Annotated in this window: 22 protein-coding genes; 12 read left to right on the top strand and 10 right to left on the bottom strand. The window is 71.3% G+C overall.

Annotated elements, in window-relative coordinates; translation table 11 throughout:
- The first annotated feature begins 45 nt into the window (after window positions 1-45).
- Entirely contained in the window at window positions 46-627 is a 582-nt protein-coding gene (locus ACSHXN_RS23720; RefSeq protein ID WP_383351550.1) for a 5-formyltetrahydrofolate cyclo-ligase, read from the top strand.
- Window positions 628-683: 56 nt separating this feature from the next.
- On the opposite strand, the gene ACSHXN_RS23715 is transcribed toward ACSHXN_RS23720, so the two are convergent.
- On the bottom strand, window positions 684-3428 hold the full coding sequence (locus ACSHXN_RS23715) for a penicillin acylase family protein (protein WP_438303668.1): 2745 nt from the start codon (window positions 3426-3428) through the stop codon (window positions 684-686).
- A gap of 212 nt (window positions 3429-3640) precedes the next feature.
- Here ACSHXN_RS23715 and ACSHXN_RS23710 point away from each other — a divergent pair, with 212 nt between their 5' ends.
- From ACSHXN_RS23710 to mscL, 6 genes are all read left to right on the top strand, one after another.
- Window positions 3641-5212 carry a potassium/proton antiporter gene (locus tag ACSHXN_RS23710; RefSeq protein ID WP_355142270.1) on the top strand — a complete coding sequence of 524 codons (1572 nt, stop codon included), beginning with the start codon at window positions 3641-3643 and terminating at the stop codon, window positions 5210-5212.
- 257 nt (window positions 5213-5469) lie between these two features.
- Window positions 5470-6741, top strand: coding sequence for an MFS transporter (locus ACSHXN_RS23705; RefSeq protein ID WP_356297521.1), 1272 nt, complete (start codon window positions 5470-5472; stop codon window positions 6739-6741).
- A gap of 68 nt (window positions 6742-6809) precedes the next feature.
- On the top strand, window positions 6810-7178 hold the full coding sequence (locus tag ACSHXN_RS23700; protein ID WP_438303667.1) for an FmdB family zinc ribbon protein: 369 nt from the start codon (window positions 6810-6812) through the stop codon (window positions 7176-7178).
- Window positions 7179-7254: 76 nt separating this feature from the next.
- Window positions 7255-8088: an S-methyl-5'-thioadenosine phosphorylase gene (locus tag ACSHXN_RS23695; protein WP_355142260.1), complete on the top strand. Its 834-nt coding sequence runs from the start codon at window positions 7255-7257 to the stop codon at window positions 8086-8088.
- 465 nt (window positions 8089-8553) lie between these two features.
- Window positions 8554-9111 carry a hypothetical protein gene (locus ACSHXN_RS23690; RefSeq protein WP_438306492.1) on the top strand — a complete coding sequence of 186 codons (558 nt, stop codon included), beginning with the start codon at window positions 8554-8556 and terminating at the stop codon, window positions 9109-9111.
- 134 nt (window positions 9112-9245) lie between these two features.
- A complete protein-coding gene (gene mscL / locus ACSHXN_RS23685) occupies window positions 9246-9710 on the top strand; it encodes a large conductance mechanosensitive channel protein MscL (RefSeq protein ID WP_355142258.1) in 465 nt (154 codons plus the stop codon).
- A gap of 66 nt (window positions 9711-9776) precedes the next feature.
- Here the strand turns inward: mscL and ACSHXN_RS23680 are convergent, their stop codons facing one another.
- Entirely contained in the window at window positions 9777-9971 is a 195-nt protein-coding gene (locus ACSHXN_RS23680) for a hypothetical protein (protein WP_355142256.1), read from the bottom strand.
- A gap of 146 nt (window positions 9972-10117) precedes the next feature.
- Here ACSHXN_RS23680 and ACSHXN_RS23675 point away from each other — a divergent pair, with 146 nt between their 5' ends.
- From ACSHXN_RS23675 to ACSHXN_RS23665, 3 genes are all read left to right on the top strand, one after another.
- Window positions 10118-11146, top strand: a complete 1029-nt coding sequence (locus ACSHXN_RS23675; protein WP_438303666.1) for a P1 family peptidase — start codon at window positions 10118-10120, stop codon at window positions 11144-11146.
- 139 nt (window positions 11147-11285) lie between these two features.
- Window positions 11286-12509 (top strand): L,D-transpeptidase, encoded by a 1224-nt coding sequence (locus ACSHXN_RS23670; protein WP_355142252.1) that lies wholly within the window; start codon window positions 11286-11288, stop codon window positions 12507-12509.
- Between the two features lie 157 nt (window positions 12510-12666).
- Window positions 12667-13416: a DUF6227 family protein gene (locus ACSHXN_RS23665; protein WP_355142250.1), complete on the top strand. Its 750-nt coding sequence runs from the start codon at window positions 12667-12669 to the stop codon at window positions 13414-13416.
- A 49-nt stretch (window positions 13417-13465) separates the two neighbouring features.
- Here ACSHXN_RS23665 and ACSHXN_RS23660 read toward each other — a convergent pair whose 3' ends face one another.
- From ACSHXN_RS23660 to ACSHXN_RS23640, 5 genes are all read right to left on the bottom strand, one after another.
- Window positions 13466-13723: a hypothetical protein gene (locus ACSHXN_RS23660; protein WP_355142248.1), complete on the bottom strand. Its 258-nt coding sequence runs from the start codon at window positions 13721-13723 to the stop codon at window positions 13466-13468.
- Between the two features lie 220 nt (window positions 13724-13943).
- The gene (locus tag ACSHXN_RS23655; RefSeq protein WP_438303665.1) at window positions 13944-16013 is read right to left on the bottom strand and encodes a PTS fructose transporter subunit IIABC; all 2070 of its coding nucleotides are present in this window, start codon (window positions 16011-16013) and stop codon (window positions 13944-13946) included.
- 178 nt (window positions 16014-16191) lie between these two features.
- Complete coding sequence (pfkB, locus tag ACSHXN_RS23650; protein ID WP_355141683.1) at window positions 16192-17145, bottom strand: 1-phosphofructokinase; 954 nt, start codon at window positions 17143-17145, stop codon at window positions 16192-16194.
- Complete coding sequence (locus ACSHXN_RS23645; protein WP_220293740.1) at window positions 17142-17903, bottom strand: DeoR/GlpR family DNA-binding transcription regulator; 762 nt, start codon at window positions 17901-17903, stop codon at window positions 17142-17144. The genes pfkB and ACSHXN_RS23645 overlap by 4 nt, the downstream gene beginning before the upstream one ends.
- Before the next feature lie 217 nt (window positions 17904-18120).
- Window positions 18121-19650, bottom strand: coding sequence for an MFS transporter (locus ACSHXN_RS23640; protein WP_356297183.1), 1530 nt, complete (start codon window positions 19648-19650; stop codon window positions 18121-18123).
- 62 nt (window positions 19651-19712) lie between these two features.
- Between ACSHXN_RS23640 and ACSHXN_RS23635 the strand changes: the two genes are divergently transcribed.
- On the top strand, window positions 19713-20687 hold the full coding sequence (locus ACSHXN_RS23635) for a helix-turn-helix transcriptional regulator (RefSeq protein WP_355141679.1): 975 nt from the start codon (window positions 19713-19715) through the stop codon (window positions 20685-20687).
- An 11-nt stretch (window positions 20688-20698) separates the two neighbouring features.
- Here ACSHXN_RS23635 and ACSHXN_RS23630 read toward each other — a convergent pair whose 3' ends face one another.
- Window positions 20699-21289, bottom strand: coding sequence for a TetR family transcriptional regulator (locus ACSHXN_RS23630; protein WP_355141689.1), 591 nt, complete (start codon window positions 21287-21289; stop codon window positions 20699-20701).
- A gap of 439 nt (window positions 21290-21728) precedes the next feature.
- Window positions 21729-22727: a sigma-70 family RNA polymerase sigma factor gene (locus ACSHXN_RS23625; RefSeq protein WP_355141677.1), complete on the bottom strand. Its 999-nt coding sequence runs from the start codon at window positions 22725-22727 to the stop codon at window positions 21729-21731.
- A 170-nt stretch (window positions 22728-22897) separates the two neighbouring features.
- Here ACSHXN_RS23625 and ACSHXN_RS23620 point away from each other — a divergent pair, with 170 nt between their 5' ends.
- Window positions 22898-23416: a GNAT family N-acetyltransferase gene (locus ACSHXN_RS23620; protein ID WP_355141675.1), complete on the top strand. Its 519-nt coding sequence runs from the start codon at window positions 22898-22900 to the stop codon at window positions 23414-23416.
- A 108-nt stretch (window positions 23417-23524) separates the two neighbouring features.
- On the opposite strand, the gene ACSHXN_RS23615 is transcribed toward ACSHXN_RS23620, so the two are convergent.
- On the bottom strand, window positions 23525-24331 hold the full coding sequence (locus ACSHXN_RS23615; protein WP_355141673.1) for a dioxygenase family protein: 807 nt from the start codon (window positions 24329-24331) through the stop codon (window positions 23525-23527).
- Window positions 24332-24361 lie beyond the last annotated feature (30 nt).

The following is a 24361-nucleotide window of genomic DNA, read 5'->3' as shown; positions in this document are numbered from 1 at the left end:
CAGGCCGAGCCTGGCAAGCGAATGTTGCGGCGAAGGCTCCTCGAGATGAGAAGCAGGTTGACGTCCGGTGACGTACGTGAGGCGGCGGCCGCACTGGCCGGGCGGGCGCTGGAGCTGCCCGAGCTGGCCCGCGCGCGCACGGTGGCCGCGTACGTCTCCGTCGGCGGCGAACCCGGAACGGCACCGCTGCTGGACGCGCTGCGCGCGCGGGACGTGCGGGTGCTGCTGCCGGTCCTCCTGCCGGACAACGACCTCGACTGGGGCGTGTACGCCGGCCCCGGCTCCCTCGTACGCGTCCGGCACGGCGGACGGATGGCCCTCCTGGAGCCGGCCGGAGAGCGTCTGGGCCCGGAGGCCGTGGAGCGCGCGGACGCCGTGCTGCTGCCCGGTGTGGCGGTCGACGCGCGCGGTATGCGGCTCGGCCGCGGCGGGGGCTCGTACGACCGCGTACTGGCCCGTCTGGAGCGTGCGGGCACGGGCCCGGCCCTGGTGGTGCTCCTGTACGACACGGAGGTCGTGGAGCGTGTCCCCGAGGAGCCGCACGACCGGCCGGTGCACGCGGTGGTGACCCCCTCGGGCGTACGCCGCTTCCGGGAGTCCCCGCCCGGCCGCCGGCAACCCGCCTGATGCGGAACCGGCCCTCCACGCGCGCGTGGAGGGCCGGTTCCGCATCAGGTCGTCCATCAGGGCTTGAGCACGAGGGTGTCGGTGGTGCTCTTGTCCACCGCCGTCTTGGAGAAGCTCCACGACAGCAGCTCGCCCTGGGCCCACTTGTCCGTCTGATCGGTGTAGTGGGCGCTGTAGGCGTGCCCGGAGGCGCCGGTCAGGTTGATCCACTTGGACTTGTCGAGGTCGGCAAGGTTGACCACCATCCGCATCGACGGAACCCACACGACGCCGTAGCCGCCCGCCGCGTTCCAGCCGCTGGCGTTCACCGTCGCCTCGCCGCCGTCGAGCTTCCACGGGCCCCGGTTGAGCATGTACTGCAGCACGCCGGGACCGCTGGTGCCGAGGGTCTGGTTCTTCAGGAACAGGCGGTGCAGCCGGCCCCAGCTCCAGGTGTCGATGTCCTTGCCGAGCTTGGCGGTCAGCTCCCAGCGCGCGTCCGTCAGTGCGCGCTTGAACAGGGCGTCGCGCGTCGTGGTGGCCTGCTGGGTGCGGGTCTTGGGCAGGTGCCACCAGTCGTTCGTCTGGTCGTTGATGATGTTGTTCACCACCTGGAACCACCGGTCGCCGCCGTCCGGCTGCGCCTGGTCCGCGTCCCGCTCGCCGCACTCGCGCACCTTCTGGTCCTCGTCCGCGGGCCCGGTGCTGTCGGCCGGCTCGACCCACAGGCACTGGCCCTTGACGCGGAGCTCCTTGGGCAGCTTGTTACCGAAGGCGAGCTTGAGGATGTTGCGCCAGACGGCGTTGAAGTACGCGGCGGCCGCCGAGTCGGCGTCCTGCGTGTAGTCCCAGCCCTCCAGCAGCTTCTGCGCCTCGCGGACGTTCTTGTCGGAGACGTCGATCTTGAGGAGCTTGGGCACCAGCAGCCTGGCGATCTCACTGCTGTTGTCGAGCTGGATCTGGCGCATGTCGTCGGTCGACATCTTGCCGCCGCCCTTGATCTTCGACTCGATCAGGTCGGCGATCCGCTGACTGCGCGTGCCGTAGCCCCAGTCCGTGGTGAGCTTGTAGGGGTACTTGCTCGGGTCGATCACGGCCTGGTTGGCGGTGACGATGTAGCCACGCGACGGGTTGTATTCGTAGGGCAGCGCGTTCTGCGGGATGTACTTGCCGGTCCAGCTGTACTTGGAGTCCCAGCCCGGTGCGGGAAGCCGGCCGTCCCCCTCGCCGCGGACCGGGATCTTGCCCGGCAGCTGGTAGCCGATGTTGCCCGAGGTGTCCGCGTAGACCAGGTTCTGCGACGGCACGTCGAAGGATCGGGACGCCGCGCGGAACTCGTCCCAGTCCGACGCCTTGTCGATCGCGAAGACGGCGTCCATGGAGGTGCCGGGTTCCAGGGCGGTCCAGCGCAGGGCGATGCCGTAGCCGTCGCCGCGGTCGGGCGCCGCGGTCTCGACCGTCGCCTTCTTGCCGACCTTGACCAGCTCGTCGTCACGGTCCGACAGCAACGGCCCGTTGTTCGTCTCCCGCACGACGATCTTCTTGGAATCGCCGCCGGCGACCTTGATCGTCTCGGTGCGGGTGGTGAACGGGCGCACCTTGTCGTCGTAGAGGTAGCCGTTGCCCGACAGCTTCTCCAGGTAGAGGTCGGTGACGTCCACCCCGGAGTTGGTCATGCCCCAGGCGATGTCCTTGTTGTGGCCGATTATCACGCCGGGCATGCCCGCGAAGGTGTAGCCGGTGACGTCGTACTGGCACTTGCCGGAGAGCGTGGTGCAGTGCAGGCCCATCTGGTACCAGACGGACGGCAGTGAGGCCGACAGGTGCGGGTCGTTGGCCAGCAGCGGCTTGCCGGTGATGGTGTGCTTGCCGTCCACGACCCAGGAGTTGGAGCCGATGCCGTTGCCGTTCACTCCGACGGCCGTCGGAACGTTGTCCAGGACGTTGTAGAGGCCCGCGAGCTGGCCCTGGAGGGCCGAGGACGACGCGTTCGCCGTGGAGGTGCCGGTCGTCGACTGGGTGCCCGTGGAGCCGCTCTGCTCGAACGTCTTGGTGATCTCGTTGTACTGGCCGGTCCGGACGATCGGCTTGTTGCGTTTGTACGGGTAGTCCGGGTAGAGGTCGTCGATCTGCTTCGGACCGAGGCGGCTGGTCATCAGGGAGCGGTCGATCTCGTCCTGCATGTTGCCGCGCAGGTCCCAGGCCATCGCCTTGAGCCAGGACACCGAGTCGACCGGGGTCCACTGCTGGGGCTTGTAGTCGTTGACGAGGCCCAGGGCGGCGTACTCCAAGGAGATGTCCTTGCCGCTCTTGCCCTTCAGATAGGCGTTGACGCCCTTGGCGTAGGCGTCGAGGTACTTCTTCGTCGAGGGGGACAGCTTGGTGTCGTACTCCTGCTCGGCGACCCGGTCCCAGCCGAGGGTCCGCAGGAACTCGTCGTTCTTGACCTGGCTCTTGCCGAACATCTCGGACAGGCGCCCGGAGGTCAGGTGCCGGCGCACGTCCATCTCGTAGAACCGGTCCTGCGCCTGGACGTAGCCCTGCGCCATGAAGAGGTCCTCGTCGGACGAGGCGTAGATCTGCGGGATCCCGTAACCGTCGCGCTTGACGTCGACGGGGCCCGACAGGCCCTCGAGCGTGATCGACCCACTGGTCTGCGGGAAGGAAGCTCGCACGGTGCTGACGGACCAGTACCCTCCGTAACCGAAACCTCCCACAAGGGCCAGAACCAGGACGATCAGAAGCAGACGGGCTCTGCGCCCCTTCCTCCTGCCGGACTTGCCGGGCTTCTGGCCGGAAGAGGCGTTGGTGTTGGCGGGCATCGCTGTCCTTGCTGTCCTAACACGAGCGGCAGGGCGGGCTGTGCTTTCTACTGAGCGCTGGAGCAACCATAGGCGCAGGGCCCGGCATGCCTTGACGCGGAGTCCGGATCCGGCCCGGACTGAAGTTCGATCAGATCGCAGGAATGTCAAGAAAGCGTCAAGAGTTAGGTAAGGTAACGAAGTAGTTGTGCTGAAGCCCGCACCGGCTTCAGCTGCTCGGATCGGGGCGTTCGCATCGCGGCTCCCGCACTGCGAGAAGGGACCGGCCGCTGACTGTCCACCACCTCAACCAGCTCCTGCTCGTCTGCTCGCTCGTTCTGCTCATCGCGGTGGCAGCGGTTCGGATCTCGTCGCGCAGCGGGCTTCCCAGCCTGCTCATCTACCTGGGCATCGGCATCGCCATGGGCCAGGACGGCGTCGGCGACATCCACTTCGACAACGCCGAACTCACCCAGGTCATCGGATACGCGGCGCTGGTCGTGATCCTGGCGGAGGGCGGTCTCGGTACGAAGTGGAAGGAGATCCGGCCGGCGCTGCCCGCCGCCACCTCCATGGCACTGATCGGTGTCGCGGTGAGCGTCGGCGTCACGGCGGTCGGCGCGCATTTGCTGACCGGACTCGAGTGGCGGCAGTCGCTCATCATCGGAGCGGTGGTGTCGTCGACCGACGCGGCGGCGGTCTTCTCGGTGCTGCGCAGGGTCCCGCTGCCCGCACGCGTGACCGGCGCCCTGGAAGCCGAGTCCGGCTTCAACGACGCCCCGGTGGTGATCCTCGTCGTCGCCTTCTCCGCGGCCGGCCCGGTGGAGCACTGGTACGCACTGCTGCTGACGATCGTCGCGGAGCTGGCCGTCGGAGCCGCGATCGGCCTCGCGGTGGGCTGGCTGGGCTCCTGGGGCCTGCGGCATGTGGCCCTGCCCGCCTCCGGCCTGTACCCGATCGCCGTCATGGCCATCGCGGTCGCGGCCTACGCGGCCGGCGCGCTGGCGCACGGCAGCGGCTTCCTCGCCGTGTACCTCGCGTCGATGATGCTCGGCAACGCCAAGCTGCCGCACTGGCCCGCGACGCGCGGCTTCGCCGAGGGGCTCGGCTGGATCGCGCAGATCGGCATGTTCGTCCTGCTGGGTCTGCTGGTGACCCCGCACGAACTGGGCGCCGACGTGCTGCCCGCCCTGGTCATCGGCCTGGTGCTGACCATGGTGGCGCGGCCGCTGAGCGTGGTGGTGAGCCTGCTGCCCTTCCGGCTGCCGTGGCAGGAGCAGACGCTGATGTCATGGGCCGGTCTGCGCGGCGCGGTGCCCATCATCCTGGCGACGATCCCCATGGTGAACGGCGTCGACGCCAGTCGCCACATCTTCAACATCGTCTTCGTCCTGGTGGTCGCGTACACCCTGGTCCAGGGTCCGACACTGCCCTGGCTGGCCCGCACGCTGCGCCTGGCCGGCGGCCCCGAGGCCTCCGATCTCGGCATCGAGTCGGCGCCCCTGGAGCGGCTGCGCGGGCATCTGCTGTCCGTCGCGATCCCCGAGGGCTCGCGGATGCACGGCGTCGAGGTCAGCGAGCTGCGTCTGCCGGCCGGCGCCGCGGTCACCCTCGTGGTCCGGGAGGGAAAGTCGTTCGTGCCGCTGCCGACCACGGAGCTGCGGCGCGGGGACGAACTCCTCGTGGTCACCACCGATCAGGTCCGCGACGCGGCGGAGAAGCGGCTGCGGGCGGTCGGCCAGGGCGGCAAGCTCGCCGGATGGCTCGGCATGACCGGGAACGGGAGACCCGGGCGCAGCCGGTGAGCCCCCGGTCCGGACGCTGCACACCTCCGGCAATCCCAGGTCGAGCGCTGCACGGTGCCCTGCTTCACAGGGGTCCCGGCCGGGCGTCTCTGTACACTCGAGGCGCACCTGATCGAACCAACTCTGCCTGACGCAGAGCTGGCGCGACCGTATGGCGGCCGGGACGCCCCCGCAGCGGGCGCCGGTATCTACCGCAGTCCGCGCATGAGGACAGCTCTCGGCGCCCCGCGCTACCAGGCGGCAGAAAGGCACGGGCCGTGGCATCCACGGTCACCCCGAAGTCGTCCCGTCCGGGCTACGGACAGCTGCTGCGCACCCGTGGCGCCTGGACGTTCCTGCTCCCCGGCTTCGCGGCGCGTCAGCCGTTCGCGATGCTCACCCTCTCCATCGTGCTGCTCGTCCAGCACACGACCGGCTCGTACGGAGCCGCGGGCGCCGTCGCGGCGGCCACCGGCGTCTCCATGGCCCTGTTCGCGCCCTACAGCGGCCGTCTCGCCGACCGGCACGGCCAGCGGGCCGTGCTGCTTCCCGGCGTCCTGGTGCACGCCGCGGCGGGCGTGTCCCTCACCGCGCTGGCGCTGGCCCACGCGCCGTTGTGGATCCTGTTCGCGGCCGCCGTCCCGACCGGCGCCTCGGTGCCGCAGATCGGCCCCATGGTGCGGGCCCGCTGGGGCGTGAAGCTCCAGGACTCACCCCTGATGACGACGGCCGCGGCCTTCGAGTCCGTCACCGACGAGCTGACCTTCGTGGTCGGCCCGCTGCTGGCGACCGCCCTGTGCACGGCGGTCGCCCCGGCCGCGGGCCTGCTCGCCGAGGCCACCCTGACCCTGGTCGGCGGCCTGCTGTTCGCCGCACAGAGGAGCACCCAGCCGTCCGTCGCCGCGAAGAAGCACGCGCGCGTGGAGCATGTCTCCGCGCTGCGCGTCCCCGGTGTACGGGTACTGATCGCGACCTTCCTGGGCATCGGCTCCGTCTTCGGCGGCATGCAGGTCTCGCTCGCCGCGTTCAGCCAGTCGATCGGCGAGCCCGGCCTGAACGGAGTCCTGTACGGGATCTTCGCGGCGGGCAACATGGTCTCCGGCGTCGTGTGCGGCGCCGTCGCCTGGAAGGCCGCGCCGCAGCGCCGCCTGGTGATCGGCTACACGGCCCTCGCGCTGGCCGCCTCGGGCCTGTGGACCGCGCACTCGGTACTCGTCCTCGCCGGTCTCGGCCTCCTGGTGGGCATGTGCATCGCGCCGTCCCTGATCACCGGCTACACGCTGGTCGAGGGGCTGGTCCCGGCGGGTGCCCGCACCGAGGCGTTCACCTGGCTCACCGGCGCGGTGGCGCTCGGCCAGGCGGCCGCGGTCACCGTTGCCGGACAATTCGAGGACAGGCTGTGGAACGGTGCCGGTTTCCTGGTCCCGATGGCCGGGACGGTGCTGGCACTGGCGACCCTGGTGTCCCTGCGGTCCCGGCTGACGACACGCCCGGGCGGCCGCACGGTGGCACGTGGCGTCGGTCACCGCGTGCCGCTCTCGGTGGACTGAACCCGAGGAATGCGTCAGTATAGATCGTCGTTAGCACTCATTAAGTGAGAGTGCCAGGAGGAAGACAAGTGCCGACCTACCAGTACCAGTGCACCGAGTGCGGCGAGGGCCTCGAGGCGGTGCAGAAGTTCACCGACGACGCCCTGACCGAGTGCCCCAACTGCGGTGGCCGCCTGAAGAAGGTGTTCTCCGCGGTCGGCATCGTCTTCAAGGGCTCCGGCTTCTACCGCAACGACAGCCGCGGCTCCTCCTCGAGCAGCAGCCCGGCGTCGAAGCCGTCGAGCTCCGCCTCGTCGAGCTCCACTTCGTCGTCCGGTTCCTCGTCGTCCGGTTCCTCGTCGTCCGGTTCCTCGTCGTCCGGTTCCTCCTCGTCCGGTTCCTCCTCGTCGGACTCCGGCTCGTCCTCGGGCAGCACCTCCTCGAGCTCCGCCGCATAGGGTCGGCCGACCGCTCCCCCGCCGTCACGCGACGGCGGGGTCCTTGGTGTCCTCCCGGCCAGCTACTGTGCTCGCCATGGAGAACGCAGAGATAGGTGTCATCGGCGGCTCGGGCTTCTACTCCTTCCTCGACGACGTGACCGAGATCCGCGTCGACACCCCTTACGGGGCACCCAGCGACTCCCTCTTCCTCGGTGAGATCGCCGGCCGGCGGGTCGCCTTCCTCCCCCGACACGGCCGCGGCCACCATCTGCCGCCCCACCGCATCAACTACCGCGCCAATCTCTGGGCCCTGCGCTCCGTCGGTGTGCGGCAGGTCCTCGGCCCCTGCGCGGTGGGCGGACTGCGGCCCGAGCTCGGGCCCGGGACCCTGCTCGTCCCGGACCAGCTGGTGGACCGCACGAAGGCCCGGACGCAGACGTACTTCGACGGACTCCCCCTGCCCGACGGCACCGTGCCGAACGTGGTGCACGTGTCCCTCGCCGACCCGTACTGCCCCGTCGGCCGTGCCGCCGCGCTGCGTGCCGCACGCGGGCGGGACTGGGAGCCGGTGGACGGCGGCACGCTGGTGGTGGTCGAGGGCCCGCGTTTCTCCACCCGCGCGGAGTCGCTGTGGCACCGGGCACAGGGCTGGTCCGTGGTGGGCATGACCGGTCATCCCGAGGCGGCACTCGCCCGTGAACTGGAGCTCTGCTACACGTCGTTGACCCTTGTCACGGATCTGGACGCGGGCGCGGAGACCGGCGAGGGCGTCTCGCACGACGAGGTGCTGAGGGTCTTCGCGGGAAATGTGGACCGGCTGCGGGGCGTGCTGTTCGACGCGGTGGCCGCGCTGCCGGCCGACGAGAAGCGGGACTGCCTGTGCAGGACGGCGCTGGGCGGGATGGATCCGGGGTTCGAGCTGCCGTGACCGTGCCGGCGGCCGCATCGACCGTGCCTGCGCTCGCCCGGCTCAGCCCTCGTCCGCGTCGGCGACTGCGGACGAGGGCTGAGCCGGGCGGGCGCGGGGGCAGGGGCGGAGCAGGGGGCGGCGACGGCCCGGAACTTCACGGTCGGGTGAGCGAGTTGTCCACAACCGGCCGGTGGTCCACGGGCGTCGGCGGATTTCGCCGCGAGGCCTCATCGTTGGTCGCGTCCCGATCTCGCGACGCAGGTGGTGGTCAGCATGGCCCGGTTCTCCCCCTCCCCACATCCCTCGTACCTCGCCCCGTCCGTGCCGCGCGTCGGCACGGACGGCTCCGAGGTGCACATGCCGCCGGACGGATCCGCACCCGCGCATCGCGGGGCAGCCCTCATGGCACCGCCCCACGGGGAAGGCCTTGTCCGCACGGCCCTCGGACCCGCCCCCGGTCACCCGTCCCCTGCTGACGTCTCCATGGTCCAGCGGGGCGCCGATGCCCCGGCGCTCCCACCCGAGGCGGATCTCGCGGGCCGTGCGGACACACCTCCCCGGTGCGCTGTGCCGCACTTCGCCCCTGTGCGTGTGCGCGGCGGATGCCACGGTCTGCGGCGCCTCGTCCGGCACCGCAGGAGGGCCGTGGCCATGGGCCTGGCGGTCACGGCGGCCTCCCTCGTGGCGGCAGGACCGGGCGGCCCCGGGGACGCGCGGGGACATCCGGACGCCGTCGCGCATCCGCGCGCGGCGCCCGGGCCCTCGCCGGAGCGAGGCGCGGTCGGGATGGTGACGGCGCCGGTGCGGATCGCGGACGGGGCCACGGTGCGGTTGCTGCGGCCCGGCGCCAAGGTCGACGTGATCGCCGCCGACGGTGACGGCGGCGCGAGGGTCGTGGCGGCCGGGGCACTTGTCACGCGAGTGCCGGAGGCAGATCCCACCGACAGCGGCGCGCTGGTCGTGCTGTCCGTACCGCGCACCACGGCCGCCCGGCTGGCCGGTGCCGGCGCCGCCGCACGGCTGGCGGTGACGCTGTGCTGAGCCGGCCGCAGGCCCCTGTCCCCCGAGCGCGGATTCCGATTCACCCGGCATGGACTGGACAGGCACGGGACACCCTGCCGTAGGTTGCGGAGCTGTTCGTTCCGCTGTTTGTGCAGTCGAGGAGGGGCTCACTGGTGAGCGAGAAGAAGGAGCCGGGGCTCATGCAGGGCTTCAAGGCTTTCCTGATGCGGGGAAACGTCGTCGATCTGGCGGTTGCGGTGGTCATCGGCGCCGCTTTCACCAACATCGTCAACTCCGTGGTGAAGGGAGTCATCAACCCGGTCGTGGGTGCGCTCGGCACCAAGAGCCTGGACAGCTACAGCTCCTGCCTCCGGCAACCCTGCACGGGCACCGGTGACACCGCGACGGGCGTGCGCATCCTGTGGGGCTCGGTCCTCGGCGCCACGCTCAACTTCCTGATCACGGCCGCCGTCGTCTACTTCCTGATGGTCCTGCCCATGGCCAGGTTCCTGGCCCGCCAGGAGGCCCGCCGCAGAGCCAAGGAAGGCACGCAGGAGGTCGTCGGCGTGACGGAGCTGGAGGTACTCAAGGAGATACGCGACACGCTGGTCGCGCAGCGGGGACCGGGCCGCGGCTAGGTCCTGTCCACGGGCGGCGGAGCGGCATCGCTCACGGATGGCGGTGCCGCATCGCGCGCACGCCGCTCACAGGTGGTGGGGCGGCTTCTCGTCGAGGAAGCGCGCAAGATCGGCGGCGCTGTCCCCGCTCGGGCGGGGGCGCTCGCCCCACCCCTGGTCCGTGTCGTCCGAGGACTGCCGGGTCAGCGGGTCGTCGAAGACCAGGGCGTCCTTGGGGTCGGGCTTCGGGTCCTGCCGATCACGTGCTGGGGTGGTGCTCATGCCACCAGCGTACGTCCACGGTGTCCCGGGCGGACTCCGCAGGATCCCGGGCTCCGGGCGCACGTGGAGGGCCGCGGGGCGACACAAGTCGGGTGGATTCCCACCCGGGTGATGGCGACCGGCGGATGCCGAAGGATCATGGGGCCATGACAGTTGACGCGCTGACGGATGTCATGGGTCTGCGTGTGGGGCACGCCACACGGATCGGCGACGGCTGGCTCACCGGCACCACGGTCGTCCTCGCCCCGGAGGGCGGGGCGGTCGCGGCGGTGGACGTGCGGGGCGGCGGACCGGGCACGAAGGAGACCGATGCGCTCGATCCCCGCAACCTGGTCCAGAAGGTCGAAGCGGTCGTGCTGACCGGCGGCAGCGCCTACGGACTCGACTCCGCGTCGGGCGTGATGGCCTGGCTGGAGGAGCGCGGGCGCGGTGTGCGGGTCGGGCCCGGACCGACGCATGTGGTGCCGGTCGTGCCCGCCGCCTGCGTCTTCGACCTGGGACGCGGCGGCGACTTCACAGCCCGGCCGGACGCGGCCGTCGGCAGGGCCGCCGTGGAGGCGGCCGCCGCGAGCGAGCCGGGCGCGCAGGTGCCGCAGGGCTGTGTGGGGGCGGGCACGGGAGCGACGATCGGGCCCGTCAAGGGCGGCGTCGGCACCGCGAGCACCGTGCTCGACTCGGGGGTCACGGTGGGCGCCCTGGTCGTGTGCAACGCGGTCGGTTCGGCGCTCGACCCCGAAACAGGTGTCCTCTACGGGGAGTTGTTCGAGGGCGGGGCCGAACATCCCGCACCGGACGTGCACGACGCGGCGCGACGGCGGCTGGCCGGGCTCGCCGCGCACAGACGGCAGCCCCCGCTGAACACCACCGTCGCCGTCGTGGCGACCGACGCCGAACTCAGCAAGGCCCAGGCGCAGAAGCTTGCGGGTGTGGCGCACGACGGCATCGCGCGCGCCGTGCGTCCGGCCCATCTGCTCACCGACGGGGACACGGTGTTCGGGTTGGCGACCGGGACGCGTCCGCTCGACTCCACGAGCCCTCTCGCGCTGAACGAGGTGCTGGCGGCGGGCGCGGAGCTCGTGACGCGCGCGATCGTACGGGCGGTGCGCGCCGCCGAGTCGGTGGACGGACCGGGCGGAACCTGGCCCTCGTACACGGAGTTGTACGGCGCCCGGTAGCCGCCGGGGCAGGCGATTGTCCCGGTTCTGTCACGTGATGGCGTAGACGGCGACGAGCGGGAACCCGTGGTCGTGGCATTCGCTCTTTGTCCACGTACTCGAGCGGAACCCCCACACCATGACACATCTGGAGAAGCCCGTGACAACGCCGGACATGCGAGCGCGGCGCGTACTGGCGGCCTGCGCCGCCCTGATGGTCGGCGCCCTGACCCTCACCGCCTGCGGCGGCGACGCCAAGGCCGACAACAACAAGAACGGGGCCGGTGCTCAGGACTCCGCCAAGACCTCGGCCGCCGAGATCGTCATCTCCGCGAAGGACGGTTCGACCGGCGCGTCGATCAACACGACCGGAGTGAAGGTCAGCGACGGAAAGCTGACGGAGGTGAAGATGACGGTGGCCGGGGGCGGCACGGCCGTGCCCGGCGAGGTGTCCGCGGACGGGACGTCCTGGAAGCCGAAGCAGCAGCTGGAGCGCGGGACGAAGTACGAGATCTCGGCCACGGCCAAGGACGCGGACAACCGCGTGGCGGCCGCCAACTCGATATTCACCACGGTCACATCGGCCCACAGCTTCATCGGGACGTACACGCCCGACAACGGGACGACGGTCGGCGTCGGGATGCCGGTGTCCTTCACCTTCGACAAGGCGATCAGCAACAAGAAGACCGTGCAGTCCCACATCACGGTGACCTCCAGCAGCGGGCAGCAGGTCGTCGGGCACTGGTTCGGGGCGCAGCGGCTGGACTTCAGGCCCGAGGAGTACTGGAAGGCCGGGTCCAAGGTCACGATGAAGATCGACCTCGACGGGGTCGAGGGTGCGAACGGCGTCCACGGCGTGCAGAAGAAGACCGTTTCCTTCACCATCGGCCGCTCGCAGGTCTCCACGGTCGACGTCCGCACCCAGACCATGACGGTCGTACGGGACGGCAGGACGCTCAGGACGGTTCCGATCTCGTCGGGCAGCCCGCAGCACACCACGTACAACGGGCAGATGGTGATCTCCGAGAAGTTCGTGCAGACCCGTATGAACAGCAGGACGGTCGGTCTGGGCGGCGAGTACGACATACCGGACGTGCCGCACGCGATGCGGCTGACCGCCTCGGGCACCTTCATCCACGGCAACTACTGGTACAACAAGGGCAACCCGCCCTTCGGCCGTGAGGGCACGAGCCACGGCTGCGTCGGAATGCAGGACGTACGGGGCGCGCGGGGGGACTCGACCGCCAAGTGGTTCTACGACAACTCGCTGATCGGGGACGTCGTGATCGTCAGGAACTCCCCCGACAGGACGGTCGCGCCGGACAACGGACTCAACGGCTGGAACGTCCCGTGGAGCACCTGGACCGCGGGAAGTGCCGCCTGACCAGGACGGCATGACGATCGATCGGGTCGCGCGGGAACACACCGCGCGGCCCGTCCGTTTTCCCACCGTACGTTTTCTCGGTTCCCGGACATGATGTCCGACCGAGGGGCTACGGTATGCACCCACAAGGTGACATGCAGCGACGCCGGGAGAAACCTTGAGCGTTCCGTACGAGACGGCGGCGTACGAGCCAGCCGAGTCGCCCGAGGCTCCGGAGGAGCACCTCGCGCGACTCCTCGGCCGCGCCCTGAACTCCTTCGAGCTGCCGGACGAGACGATAGTGCGGCTCGACTGCGCGCTGGCGTACGACAGTTCCCTGCACTCCGCGCACCACAGTGCGGGGCTGCACCGGGAGACCTACCGGCATACATGGCTGCTCGCGGACGGTTCGGCGGTCACGCTGTGGGAGCTCGTGCACAACACCGGGCCGGACGGTCACCTGGAGCACGAGGTGTACGTGGACGAAGAGGAGCTGCGCGCCGCCACGTCCAGGCTGCCGCTGCCGCCGGACGCCCCCGACTTCGAGCTGCCCGTGCTCGTACAGCCCTCGCCCGTCCTCGAGCCCCGTCATGCGTACGCTCCGGACGACTCGGCCGACCACGTGCGCCGGCTGCTGCGCCGGGCGGAGAACCCGGACCCTCCGGACAGCGATCTCGCGAGGTTACTGCTGGGCTCCGCCCTCGCCCACGAGATCACACAGGCCTTCGGCCGTCCCTCCAGGACCGCTCAGGCAGGTCTGTCCTACGCGCTCTACGAGCACGCGTTCCTGCTGCGGGACGGCCGCGAGGTGTCCCTGTGGGAGGTCGAGCACACGGCGACGCCGGACGGCCGGCACATGTGCGAGGTGTATCCGTCCGAGGAGGCGGCACGGGAGGCGATGGAGCGCCGCGCGGCGACGCTCGGCTGACCCGGGGCGACGCTCGACCGACCCGGGCACGGCCGCCGGGGCGGACGGCCTAGGAGCGGCCCTCGTCGAACTGCCGCACAAGGCCCGCGAAGGCGTCACGTTCGGCCGGGCTGAGTTCGACGGATTCCACGGCCGGGCCCTGCTTCGGCTGACGGGGAAGAGCGCCGAGCCTGTTGCGGTAACGCCGGGCGGCCTCCTCGTAGCGGCGGCGGCGCAGAATGCGGCCCGCACAGACGATCCAGACTGCGCTCGCCAGGGCGAGCAGGGGCACACCCAGCAGCTGGAAGATCGACGTGTCGGCAGGCATGCCCCAAGTAGACACCACGATCCGGGCTTTTGGCCCTGGACCGTGACGCATATCGCAGATGCGACGAGTGCCCCGAAGCGCTCAGAGCGGTCGCAACGGACACCCCGCAACGGGTCCCTCGCCGCGCGGGGCGACGCCGCGTCCACAACCCGCCCAACGCGGGTCGGCCGCAACCCCGTCGGAGGGGTTGCGGCCGACCCGCGTGACGATGGCCGAGCGGTCAGGCGGCGACCGGCTGCTGCGCCGCTTCGCGGGCCGCTGCCGCCGCTCCCGGGGCGTCCTTCGCGGCGCCCTCGGGGCTCTGCCTGCGCATTCCCTTCAGGACGACCACCAGGGCCGTGGTCACGCACACACCGGCGGCGATCGCGACCAGGTAGAGGAACGGGTTGCCGATCAGCGGGACCACGAAGATGCCGCCGTGCGGAGCGCGCAGGGTGGCGCCGAAGGACATCGACAGGGCGCCGGTGACCGCACCGCCGATCATCGACGAGGGGATCACGCGCAGCGGGTCGGCCGCGGCGAACGGGATGGCGCCCTCGGAGATGAAGGAGGCGCCGAGCACCCAGGCGGCCTTGCCGTTCTCCCGCTCGGTCTGTGTGAAGAGCCTGCCGCGCACGGTCGTCGCCAGTGCCATCGCCAGCGGCGGGACCATACCGGCGGCCATTACCGCGGCCATGATCCTCATCGCCGAGTCGCTCGGGTCGGAGACCGCGATCCCGGCCGTCGCGAAGGTGTACGCGACCTTGTTGACCGGTCCGCCCAGGTCGAAGCACATCATCAGGCCCAGCAGCGTGCCGAGCAGGATCGCGTTGGCGCCGGAGAGGCCGTTCAGCCAGTCGGTCATGCCCTTCTGCGCGGAGGCGATGGGTTTGCCGACGACCACGAACATCAGGAACCCGACGACCGCCGAGGAGATCAGCGGGATCACCACCACCGGCATGATGCCGCGCAGCGCAGGGGGGATCTCGACCCGCTGGATCGCCATCACCACACCGCCCGCGAGCAGACCGGCCACCAGACCGCCGAGGAAGCCCGCGTTGATGGTGAGCGCGATCGAGCCGCCCACGAAGCCGGGCACAAGGCCCGGCCGGTCCGCCATGCCGTAGGCGATGTAGCCGGCCAGGACCGGGATGAGGAAGTTGAAGGCCACCCCGCCGATCTGGAACAGCAGCGCGCCCCAGCTGTCCGCCTGGGTCCACACGAAGTGGTCCATGACCGACGGCGCCTTGTTGATCTTGTAGCCGCCGATCGCGAAGCCGACGGCGATGAGCAGACCGCCCGCGGCGACGAACGGCACCATGTAACTCACGCCGGACATCAACCACTTGCGCAGCCTGGTGCCGTAGCCCTCGCCTGCGTCACCGGAACGCTCGACCGGCGTACCCGCAGCGGCGGCAGCGGTCACCTCGCCGCGCGCGGCCTTGCCGCGCACCTCGGCGATGAGCTCGGCGGGGCGGTTGATGCCCGCCTTCACCCCGACGTCGACGGTCGGCTTCCCGGCGAAGCGCTCCTTGTCCCGTACGGGGACGTCATGGGCGAAGATCACGCCGTCCGCCGCCGCGATCACGGCCGGGTCGAGCCGGGTGAATCCGGCCGACCCCTGAGTCTCGACGACGACTTCGACGCCCGCTCCACGGCCCGCGTTCTCCAGCGACTCGGCGGCCATGTAGGTGTGCGCGATGCCGGTGGGGCAGGAGGTGACGGCGACGATCCGGAACGGCCGTTCGACGGCGCCCGACTTCGGGACGGTCCCGCCTTCGGCGCGCGCATCCGTGACAGGGGCCGTGCCGTCCGCCGCGGCGTCGGAGGCGGCCGTCTCCTCGGACGACGCGGCCTCGGCAGCAGGCGCCTCGTCCCCGCGGATGAGTGCCGCCGCGGCCGCCGCGTCGTCCACGGCCCGCAGCGCGGACGTGAACTCGGCGTTCATGAGCCGGCGGGCGAGGGAGGACAGGATCGTCAGGTGGGCGTCGTCCGCGCCCGCCGGAGCGGCGATCAGGAAGATCAGGTCGGCCGGACCGTCCGGGGCGCCGAAGTCGATGCCCCGCGCGCTGCGCCCGAAGGCGAGTGTCGGCTCGGTGACGTGCTCGCTGCGGCAGTGCGGGATGCCGATGCCGCCGTCGAGCCCGGTCGGCATCTGCGCCTCGCGTGCCGCGACGTCGGCGAGGAAGCCGTCCAGGTCGGTCACCCGGCCCTCGGTCACCATCCGCTCGGCGAGGGCGCGTGCCGCCGCCTCCTTGGTTTCGGCGGACAGGTCGAGATCGACCAGGTCCGCGGTGATCATCTCGCTCATCGCGGGCTCCTTCGCACGCGTATCGCCCGGGAGGTCTCATGGGCGGTGGTGGGGACGGGAATGCGGTGGGGTGGTACGGCGGAGGGCGGGACGGCCGGGTGGCCGGGGGATACCCGCCTCCGGGTGGCGGTGGGAGTGGTCGGCTCCCGCCGCGGTTCGGGGGGTGCGGGACAGCCGCTCATGACACGGGCTCCGTGAGAACGCGGTCCACGGGTACCTCCGGCGTGACCGTCACGGCGAAGGGGTCCAGATCGGCCGGGGTCGGCATCACACTGCCGGGCAGCTGGACCGCCGCGGCACCGTGGGCGACGGCGGAGGCCAGCGCCTGCGGGCCGCTGCCGCCGGCGATCAGGAAACCGGCCAGGGAGGCGTCGCCTGCGCCGACGTTGCTGCGTACGACGTCGACGCGCGCGCTGCCGAACCACACCCCGTCGGCCGAGACGAGCAGTTGGCCGTCCGCACCGAGGCTTGCCAGCACGGCGCCCGCGCCCAGCTGGCGCAGTTCCTCGGCGGCCTTCACCGCGTCGCCCACCGTGGCCAGCGGCCGTCCGACGGCCTCGGCGAGTTCCTCCGCGTTCGGCTTCACCACATCGGGGCGCTCCCGCAACGCCGCCCGCAGGGCGGGCCCCGAGGTGTCCAGCGCGATCCGGGCCCCGGCCGCGTGGGCGCGGGCCACCAGGTCCGCGTACCAGGAGGGGGCCAGGCCGCGCGGGAGGCTGCCGCAGCAGGTGACCCAGCCGGTCTCGGCCGCGCGGTACTGCTCGCGGACCGTCTCCAGCAGGAGTTCGGCCTCGACGGCGGAGAGCTCGGGACCGGGTGCGTTGATCTTGGTGAGAGTGCCGTCGGGCTCGGCGACCGAGATGTTGGAGCGGGTGGCCCCGGCGATCGGGACGGGCGCGACCTCGATGCCCTGTGCGTGCAGCAGGTCGGCGACGAGCGCACCCGGCGCTCCGCCCAGGGGCAGGACGGCGACCGTGCGCCGCCCGGCGGCCGCGACCGCCCGCGAGACGTTCACGCCCTTGCCTCCCGGGTCCATCCGCTCGCCGGTGGCGCGGATGACCTCACCGCGGCCGAGGGACGGGACCTCGTAGGTGCGGTCGAGGGACGGGTTCGGGGTGACGGTGAGGATCATGCGCGCACTACTTCCGTGCCGCCGCTCTCGATCGCGGCGGCGTCCTCGGGGCTCAGCCCGCTGTCGGTGATGAGCAGGTCCACGTCGCCGAGCTCGCCGAACCGGGCGAAGTGCTCCTGACCGTGCTTGGAGGAGTCGGCCAGCAGCACCACGCGGCGTGCGGCGCGGATCGCGGCGCGCTTGACGGCGGCCTCGGCGAGATCGGGCGTGGTCAGTCCGTGATCGGCGGAGAAGCCGTTGGCCGCGATGAACGCGACGTCGGCGCGGATCTCGCCGTACGCGCGCAGCGCCCAGGCGTCCACGGCGGCGCGCGTGCGGTGCCGTACGCGTCCTCCCACCAGATGGAGCTGGATGCCGGGGTGGTCCGCGAGGCGGGCCGCCGTGGGCAGGCTGTGCGTGACCACCGTGAGCGTCGCGTCCAGGGGGATGGCGCCGGCCAGCCGGGCGACGCTCGAGCCTGCGTCGAGGATCATCGTGCCCTCGCCGGGCAGCTCCGCGAGGGCCGCCTTCGCGATCCGGTCCTTCTCGTCGGCCGCGGTGGACTCCCGTTCGGCGAGGTCCGGTTCGAAGTCCAGGCGTCCGACGGGTATGGCACCGCCGTGCACCCGGCGCACCAGGCCGGCTCGGTCCAGGGCCTTCAGATCGCGGCGGATCGTTTCGGCCGTGACCTGGAACTCCTCGGCCAGGGACACCACGTCCACCCGCCCGCCGTCACGGGCGAGCCGGAGAATCTCCTGCTGCCGCTCCGGTGCGTACATGTCCGTTCGCCTCCGCCTCGTGCCCGAACGTGTGGTTTCTCTGGGAGGCTACGTCTGGATTGCTGAAAAGTAAACGGGTTCGGGCATGGACCCGGACACAAACGGGCCCTGGACCCCTGTGGAGGGCTGTGCCGCCGCACGCGGCGGCGCCCGGCGGTCTCGCGCAGAACGCGACCGCCGGGCGCCGTCGACCACCTACTCGGGGGACGACCACCGCTCAGGGGACGAGCACCGGCTCCGGCTCCCCGGCCGGCTCCGCCGCCGTGTCCGCCGCCCCCTCCATGTGCTGCGCCGGACGCTTCGGCAGGGCGAACATCAGCAGGAAGATCACACCCAGTACGGCCGCCACCCAGCCCAGCGCGTACTGGAAGGCGTGTACGAAGGCCGGTCCCGTCTGCGCCGGGGCCAAGCGGTCGGCGATCCGCCCGAAGAAGACCACCGACACCAGGCCGAGACCCAGTGCGTTGCCCATCTGCTGCACCGTGTTGATGAGGCCGGAGGCCGAACCGGAGTGCTCCTGCGGCACGTCGGACAGGACCGCGTCCGTCAGCGGGGCGACGATGAGCCCCATTCCGGCCCCCATCACCACGAGCGGCAGGGCCATCTGCCAGGACGCTATGGCAAGGCCGTACCGGTCGGACTCCCAGATGTAGAGGAGCACACCCACCGCCATCACCAGCGCGCCCGCCTGAAGCACCTTGCGGCCGAAGCGCGGGACCAGCTTCTGCACGGACATCCCGGCCGCGGTGGAGACCGCGAGCGAGAACGGCACACCCGTCAGGCCCGCCCGCAGCGCGCTCCAGCCCAGGCCGACCTGCATGTACAGCGTCCACACCAGGAAGAAGATCCCGAGGCTGACGCCGAAGACCGTCTGCACCGCGATGCCCGCCGCGAAGCTCTTCACACGGAAGAGGGAGAGTTCGACCAGGGGGGAGCCGTCCCGCCGGGTCTTGTGCCTCTCGTAGGCCACGAGCACCGCGAAGACGACGAGCGCTCCCGCCATCGACGCATACCCCCACAGCGGCCAGCCCAGCTCACGGCCGCGTGTGAGCGGGTAGAGCAGCATCAGCAGACCCAGCGTGACCAGGGCGACGCCGACGAGGTCGAGGCGCAGGGCCCGCGGGGCCCGGGACTCCGTGATGAAGCGCCGGCCCAGAAGGAAGGCACCGACACCGACCGGCAGGTTGATCAGGAAGATGGGCCGCCACTCGAGGCCGAAGAGGTTCCACTCGGTCAGCAGCGCGCCGAGGAGCGGCCCGGAGACGGCCCCGAGGCCGACGATCGCGCCGAAGAGGCCGAAGACCTTGCCCCGCTCGTGCGCCGGGAAGGTGGCGTGCACGATCGACAGCACCTGCGGCACCATCAGCGCGGCCATCGCGCCCTGCAGGATCCGCGAGGCGACGAGCATCTCCGGATTCGCCGCGAAGCCGCACAGCGCCGAGGCGAGCGTGAAGCCGCCTATGCCGATCAGGAAGAGGCGCTTGCGCCCGTGGATGTCGCCGAGCCGGCCGCCGGTGATGAGACCGGCGGCGAAGGCGAGCGCGTACCCCGCGGTGATCCACTGGATCTGGCTGAAGGAAGCGCCCGCGTCCCGCTGGATCGACGGAATCGCGATGTTGACGATCGTGACGTCGACCAGGTCCATGAAGGCCGCGGTCATCACGATGGCGAGCGCGAACCAACGCCGTCGGTCGCCCGCGCCGCCGCCGGCCGCGGCGCTGCTGAGTGTGCTCTCGGTGGAGGTCATGGCCCGACGCTAGGACCCCATTAGGTCGGATCGTGTCCTAGTTCTACGGCATCCTCGGATTCATGACGACCGACACTCCCGCCCGGCTCCTGCAGCTGCTCTCCCTGCTCCAGACCCCGCGCGAATGGCCCGGCGGCGAGCTCGCCGAGCGGCTCGGGGTCTCCCGGCGCACGGTCCGCCGGGACATCGACCGGCTGCGGGAGCTCGGCTACCCGGTCCAGGCCACCAAGGGCGCCGACGGCGGATACCGGCTGGTCGCGGGGAAGGCCATGCCGCCGCTCGTGCTCGACGACGAGGAGGCCGTGGCGATCGCGGTCGGGCTGCGGGCCGGCGCCGGACATGCGGTCGAGGGCGTCGACGAGGCGTCCGTGCGGGCCCTGGCCAAGCTGGAGCAGGTGCTGCCCGCCCGGCTGCGCCATCGTGTCGCCACTCTCCAGGCCGCCACCACTCATCTGACCAGTGGTGACGGGGCGAGCATCGCACCCGAGACGTTGACCGTGATCGCCTCGACGATCGCGGGCCACGAGCGGCTGCGGTTCGGCTACCGCTCCGGGGACGGAACCCGGTCACGGCGTCTGACCGAGCCGTACCGGCTGGTCTCGACGGGACGCCGCTGGTACCTCGTCGCCTACGACCTCGAGCGGGACGACTGGCGTACGTTCCGGGTCGACCGGGTCGCCGAGCCGTCGGCGACGGGTGCCCGGTTCGCGCCGCGGGAACTGCCGGCGGGGAGCGCGGCGGAGTATCTGCGGCGGTCGGTGTACCGGCGACAGGAGACATACGAGTTCGAGGCGACCTTCGCCGCTCCGGCGGAGGTGGTCGCCGCCCGCCTGCCGCACTGGTTCCAGGCGCCCGAGCCGCTCGGCGAGGGCGGGTGCCGGCTGCGCGGTGCCGCGAGCGACTCCGTGGAGTGGCTCGCGGTGCGGCTCGCCATGGTCGGCTGCGAGTTCACGGTGCATCGCCCGGAGCAACTGGTCACGCGGACAAGGGATCTGGGCGAGCTTCTCGGCCGTGCGGCGCAGGCACGGCGGCCCTGAGCGGGCAGCGGTCAGCCGATCTCCCACACGAAGTCCCGCAGGGCCTTCAGGTTACGGACGGCGAGGCAGGCCGGACCGTTCGGGCCGGCGGCCGATTCGTTGCCCGCGGCCCAACTCTCCACCGCCACACGCACGGAGGCACTGGCGAGGGCGGCGGCGAAGCGCAGAGCGGGGGTGATGCCCGCCGACGCCTCGTCACCTCCCTGTGTCCGCGCCGCCAGCACCTCGGCGAGTTCCCGCTCGCCCGCCTGGCAGATCTCGGCCCACACCTTGGTGAGCGCGGGGTCGGTGCCGGTGAGGCGCAGCAGGGCGCGCACCCACTCGAGGGACCTCGCGGAGACTCCGGCGCCGGGGGTCAGGGTGTGGACCACCGCGTGGTGCAGGGCCTCGGCGACGGAGAGATACGCGGGGGCGTCGCGGACGGCCTGCGACCACTGGTGCGCACCCGTCGAGAACAGTGGGGCGAGCGCCTCCTCCTTGGTCGCGAAGTACCGGTAGAAGGTGCGCGGTGCGACCCCGGCGGCGCGCGCGATGTCCTCCGCACGGGTGGCGCGCAGGCCGTCGGCCATGAAGGGCGCTGCCGCGGCTCGGGCGATCTCCATCCGGGTCGCCGCCTTGCGTCGCTCGGTGAGCGACATGGCCTCGGGTTCTTGCGCCGTACGGCCGGAGGATGCCCCGGTCATACGCTTGGTGCCGGTCACGACGGCAGGTTATGCCGCTGTGGCACAATCTGCCGTTCCGGGCCGCCCCGGGGTTCAGGTCCGGGGCGGCCCGTTGCTCTGTGCCGCCCGCGGCGGGGGGTGGCAAAAGAGCCGGGCCCCGGCGCCAGGGGGGAGTGGCGCCGAAGCCCGGCTCGGGAGAGCCCCGGCACCGGGGGGAGGTGCGTCGGGACTCGGCTCGTGGGGCCGCTCGTCACGGCCCGTGCCGTGCGGGACCTGGAGGTCTTGTGCCCCGGACCCGGCGGGTTGAAGCGACGGAACGCGCCAAGTCCGTGCGGCGCGGCGGGCCGCCCGGGCCGCGTCGCCGCCCGGGCGGAAGCCGTCAGGCCGCCGCGTCGAAGCCCGTCTGCCGTGCGAGCTTCTTCAGCTCCAGCAGCGCGTGCTTCTCGATCTGCCGGATGCGCTCGCGCGTCAGTCCGTGCTCCTTGCCGACCTCCGTGAGCGTGCGCTCCCGGCCGTCCTCGATGCCGTACCGCATCTTGATGATGGAGGCCGTCCGCTCGTCGAGCCGTCCGATCAGGTCGTCCAGTTCCTCGCTGCGCAGCAGTGTGAGCACCGACTGCTCCGGGGACACCGCGGACGTGTCCTCCAGCAGGTCGCCGAACTGGGTCTCGCCCTCGTCGTCCACCGACATGTTCAGGGAGACCGGGTCACGGGCCCAGTCGAGGACGTCGCTGACGCGGTCCGCCGAGGAGTCCAACTCCGCCGCGATCTCGGCCGGCTCGGGGTCCCGCCCGTGCTCACGGTTGAACTCCCGCTGGACACGGCGGATCCGGCCCAGTTCCTCGACCAGGTGCACGGGCAGCCGGATGGTCCGGGACTGGTCGGCGATGGACCGGGTGATCGCCTGACGGATCCACCAGGTCGCGTAGGTCGAGAACTTGAAGCCCTTGCGGTAGTCGAACTTCTCGACCGCGCGCACCAGGCCCGCGTTGCCTTCCTGGATCAGGTCGAGCAGCGGGAGACCGCTGCGCGGGTAGCGCCGCGCCACGGCGACGACGAGCCGGAGGTTCGAGCGGATGAAGATGTCCTTGGCCCGCTCGCCGTCGGCGACCAGGGCCTCGAGCTCCTCACGGGTGGCCTCGGCCTTCGCCTTCTCCTCCCCGTCGAGGATCTGGCGCGCGAACACACCCGCCTCGATGACCTGGGACAGCTCGACCTCCCTCGCGGCATCGAGCAGCGGCGTGCGCGCGATCTCGTCGAGGTACATGCCGACCAGGTCGCGATCGGCGATCTCGCCGCCATGGGCGCGAACACTGTTAGCCGCGTCGACGGTCTCGCTCTCGGCGGACTTGCGACGGGCGACGGCACGGGTTGCCATGCGTGCTCCCTTGCGATGGTGGGCTGGCGGATGGTCCTGTGACGCTTCGGTCACCCTCCCGGGTGCCCTGCATCCGATGGAAACAACGACTGGAATCAGGACAGAATTCCCAGCGGGCACCTCAATTTTTCTGATCATGCAGTACCCTGTCCCGCCACCAGGGAGGCCGGATGCTGTCCGAGTTCAGAGAGGTGCAGGTCAGGCCGGGAGTCGAGAGCGACCTCGCGGCCCTCACCGACCTCTACAACCACTATGTGCGCAAGACGCCCATCACCTTCGACACCGCGGTCTTCACCCCGGAGGAGCGACGTCCCTGGCTGCTCTCCCACCCTGAAGACGGGCCGTACCGCCTGATGGTTGCCACGGATCCCGAATCCGGGACGATTCTCGGGTACGCCACATCCAGCGCCTTCCGGCCGAAGCCGGCGTACGCGACCTCGGTGGAGGTCACGGTCTACCTCGCCCCGCAGGCCACGGGACGCGGCGTCGGCACACGTCTCTACACGGCCCTCTTCGAGTCCCTCGCCGGGCAGGACCTGCACCGGGCGTACGCGGGCATCGCCCAGCCCAACGAGGCGTCCGTGCGGCTCCACGAGCGCCTGGGCTTCCGGCACATCGGCACATACCGCGAGGTGGGGTACAAGTTCGGGCGCTACTGGGACGTGGCCTGGTACGAGAAGGAACTCTGACGGCGGGGCCCGGCGGCCGCCGCTTTCGACGCGGAGGGCCGGGCGACATACCGCCGCCCGCCGTCGCGTCCGCGGAGTTGCGCTGGCCGCCCCGGCTCCCGGCGGCGGTCAGCCGAACTGCACCGACCGCTTCGCCAGACCCATCCAGAACCCGTCGATCACCGACTTCTGCGCATCCAGTTCACCGGCCGCGTCCGCCGCACCCAGGGTCACGAAGAGCGGGGCGAAGTGCTCCGTGCGGGGGTGGGCGAGGCGGCCCGCCGGGGACTTGCGGACGAAGTCGACGAGCGAGTCGACGTCACCGGCCTCCAGCGCGCGGTGCCCCCAGTCGTCGAACTCCGCCGACCAGCCCGGCACTCCCCCGCCCGGCTGCCGCAGGGCCGCCAGGTTGTGGGTGAAGAAGCCCGAACCGAGGATCAGGACGCCCTCGTCGCGCAACGGGGCCAGTTTGCGGCCGATCTCCATGAGCCTCAGCGGATCGAGGGTCGGCATGGAGACCTGCAGGACCGGGATGTCGGCCCCGGGATACATCTCGACCAGCGGCACGTACGCGCCGTGGTCGAGGCCGCGGTCGGGCACGTCCTGTACGGGGATGCCGGGGGCGCGCAGCAACTTGCGCACCGCTTCGGCGAGTTCGGGGGCGCCCGGAGCCCCGTACCGCACCCGGTAGTAGTGCTCGGGGAAGCCCCAGAAGTCGTAGACCAGCGGGACCGTCTCCACCGCGCCGAGCGCCAGCGGCGCCTCCTCCCAGTGGGCGGACACCACGAGGATCGCCGTGGGGCGCGGCAGGTCCGCGGACCAGGCGGCGAGCTGACCGGGCCAGACCGGGTCGTCGGCGAGCGGGGGTGCGCCATGGCTCAGATAGAGGGCGGGCATGCGCTCGGGCACGGTGCGCTCCTCGGTGACGGCGGACATGGCGGCCACTCCCTTCGCGACTTGCTTGAA

This window comes from Streptomyces sp. HUAS TT11 (assembly GCF_051553595.1).
In the GTDB taxonomy this organism is placed as follows: Bacteria; Actinomycetota; Actinomycetes; order Streptomycetales; family Streptomycetaceae; genus Streptomyces.
The sequence above is the reverse complement of the archived record's forward strand: the minus strand, read 5'-3'. Positions and strand labels throughout refer to the sequence as shown.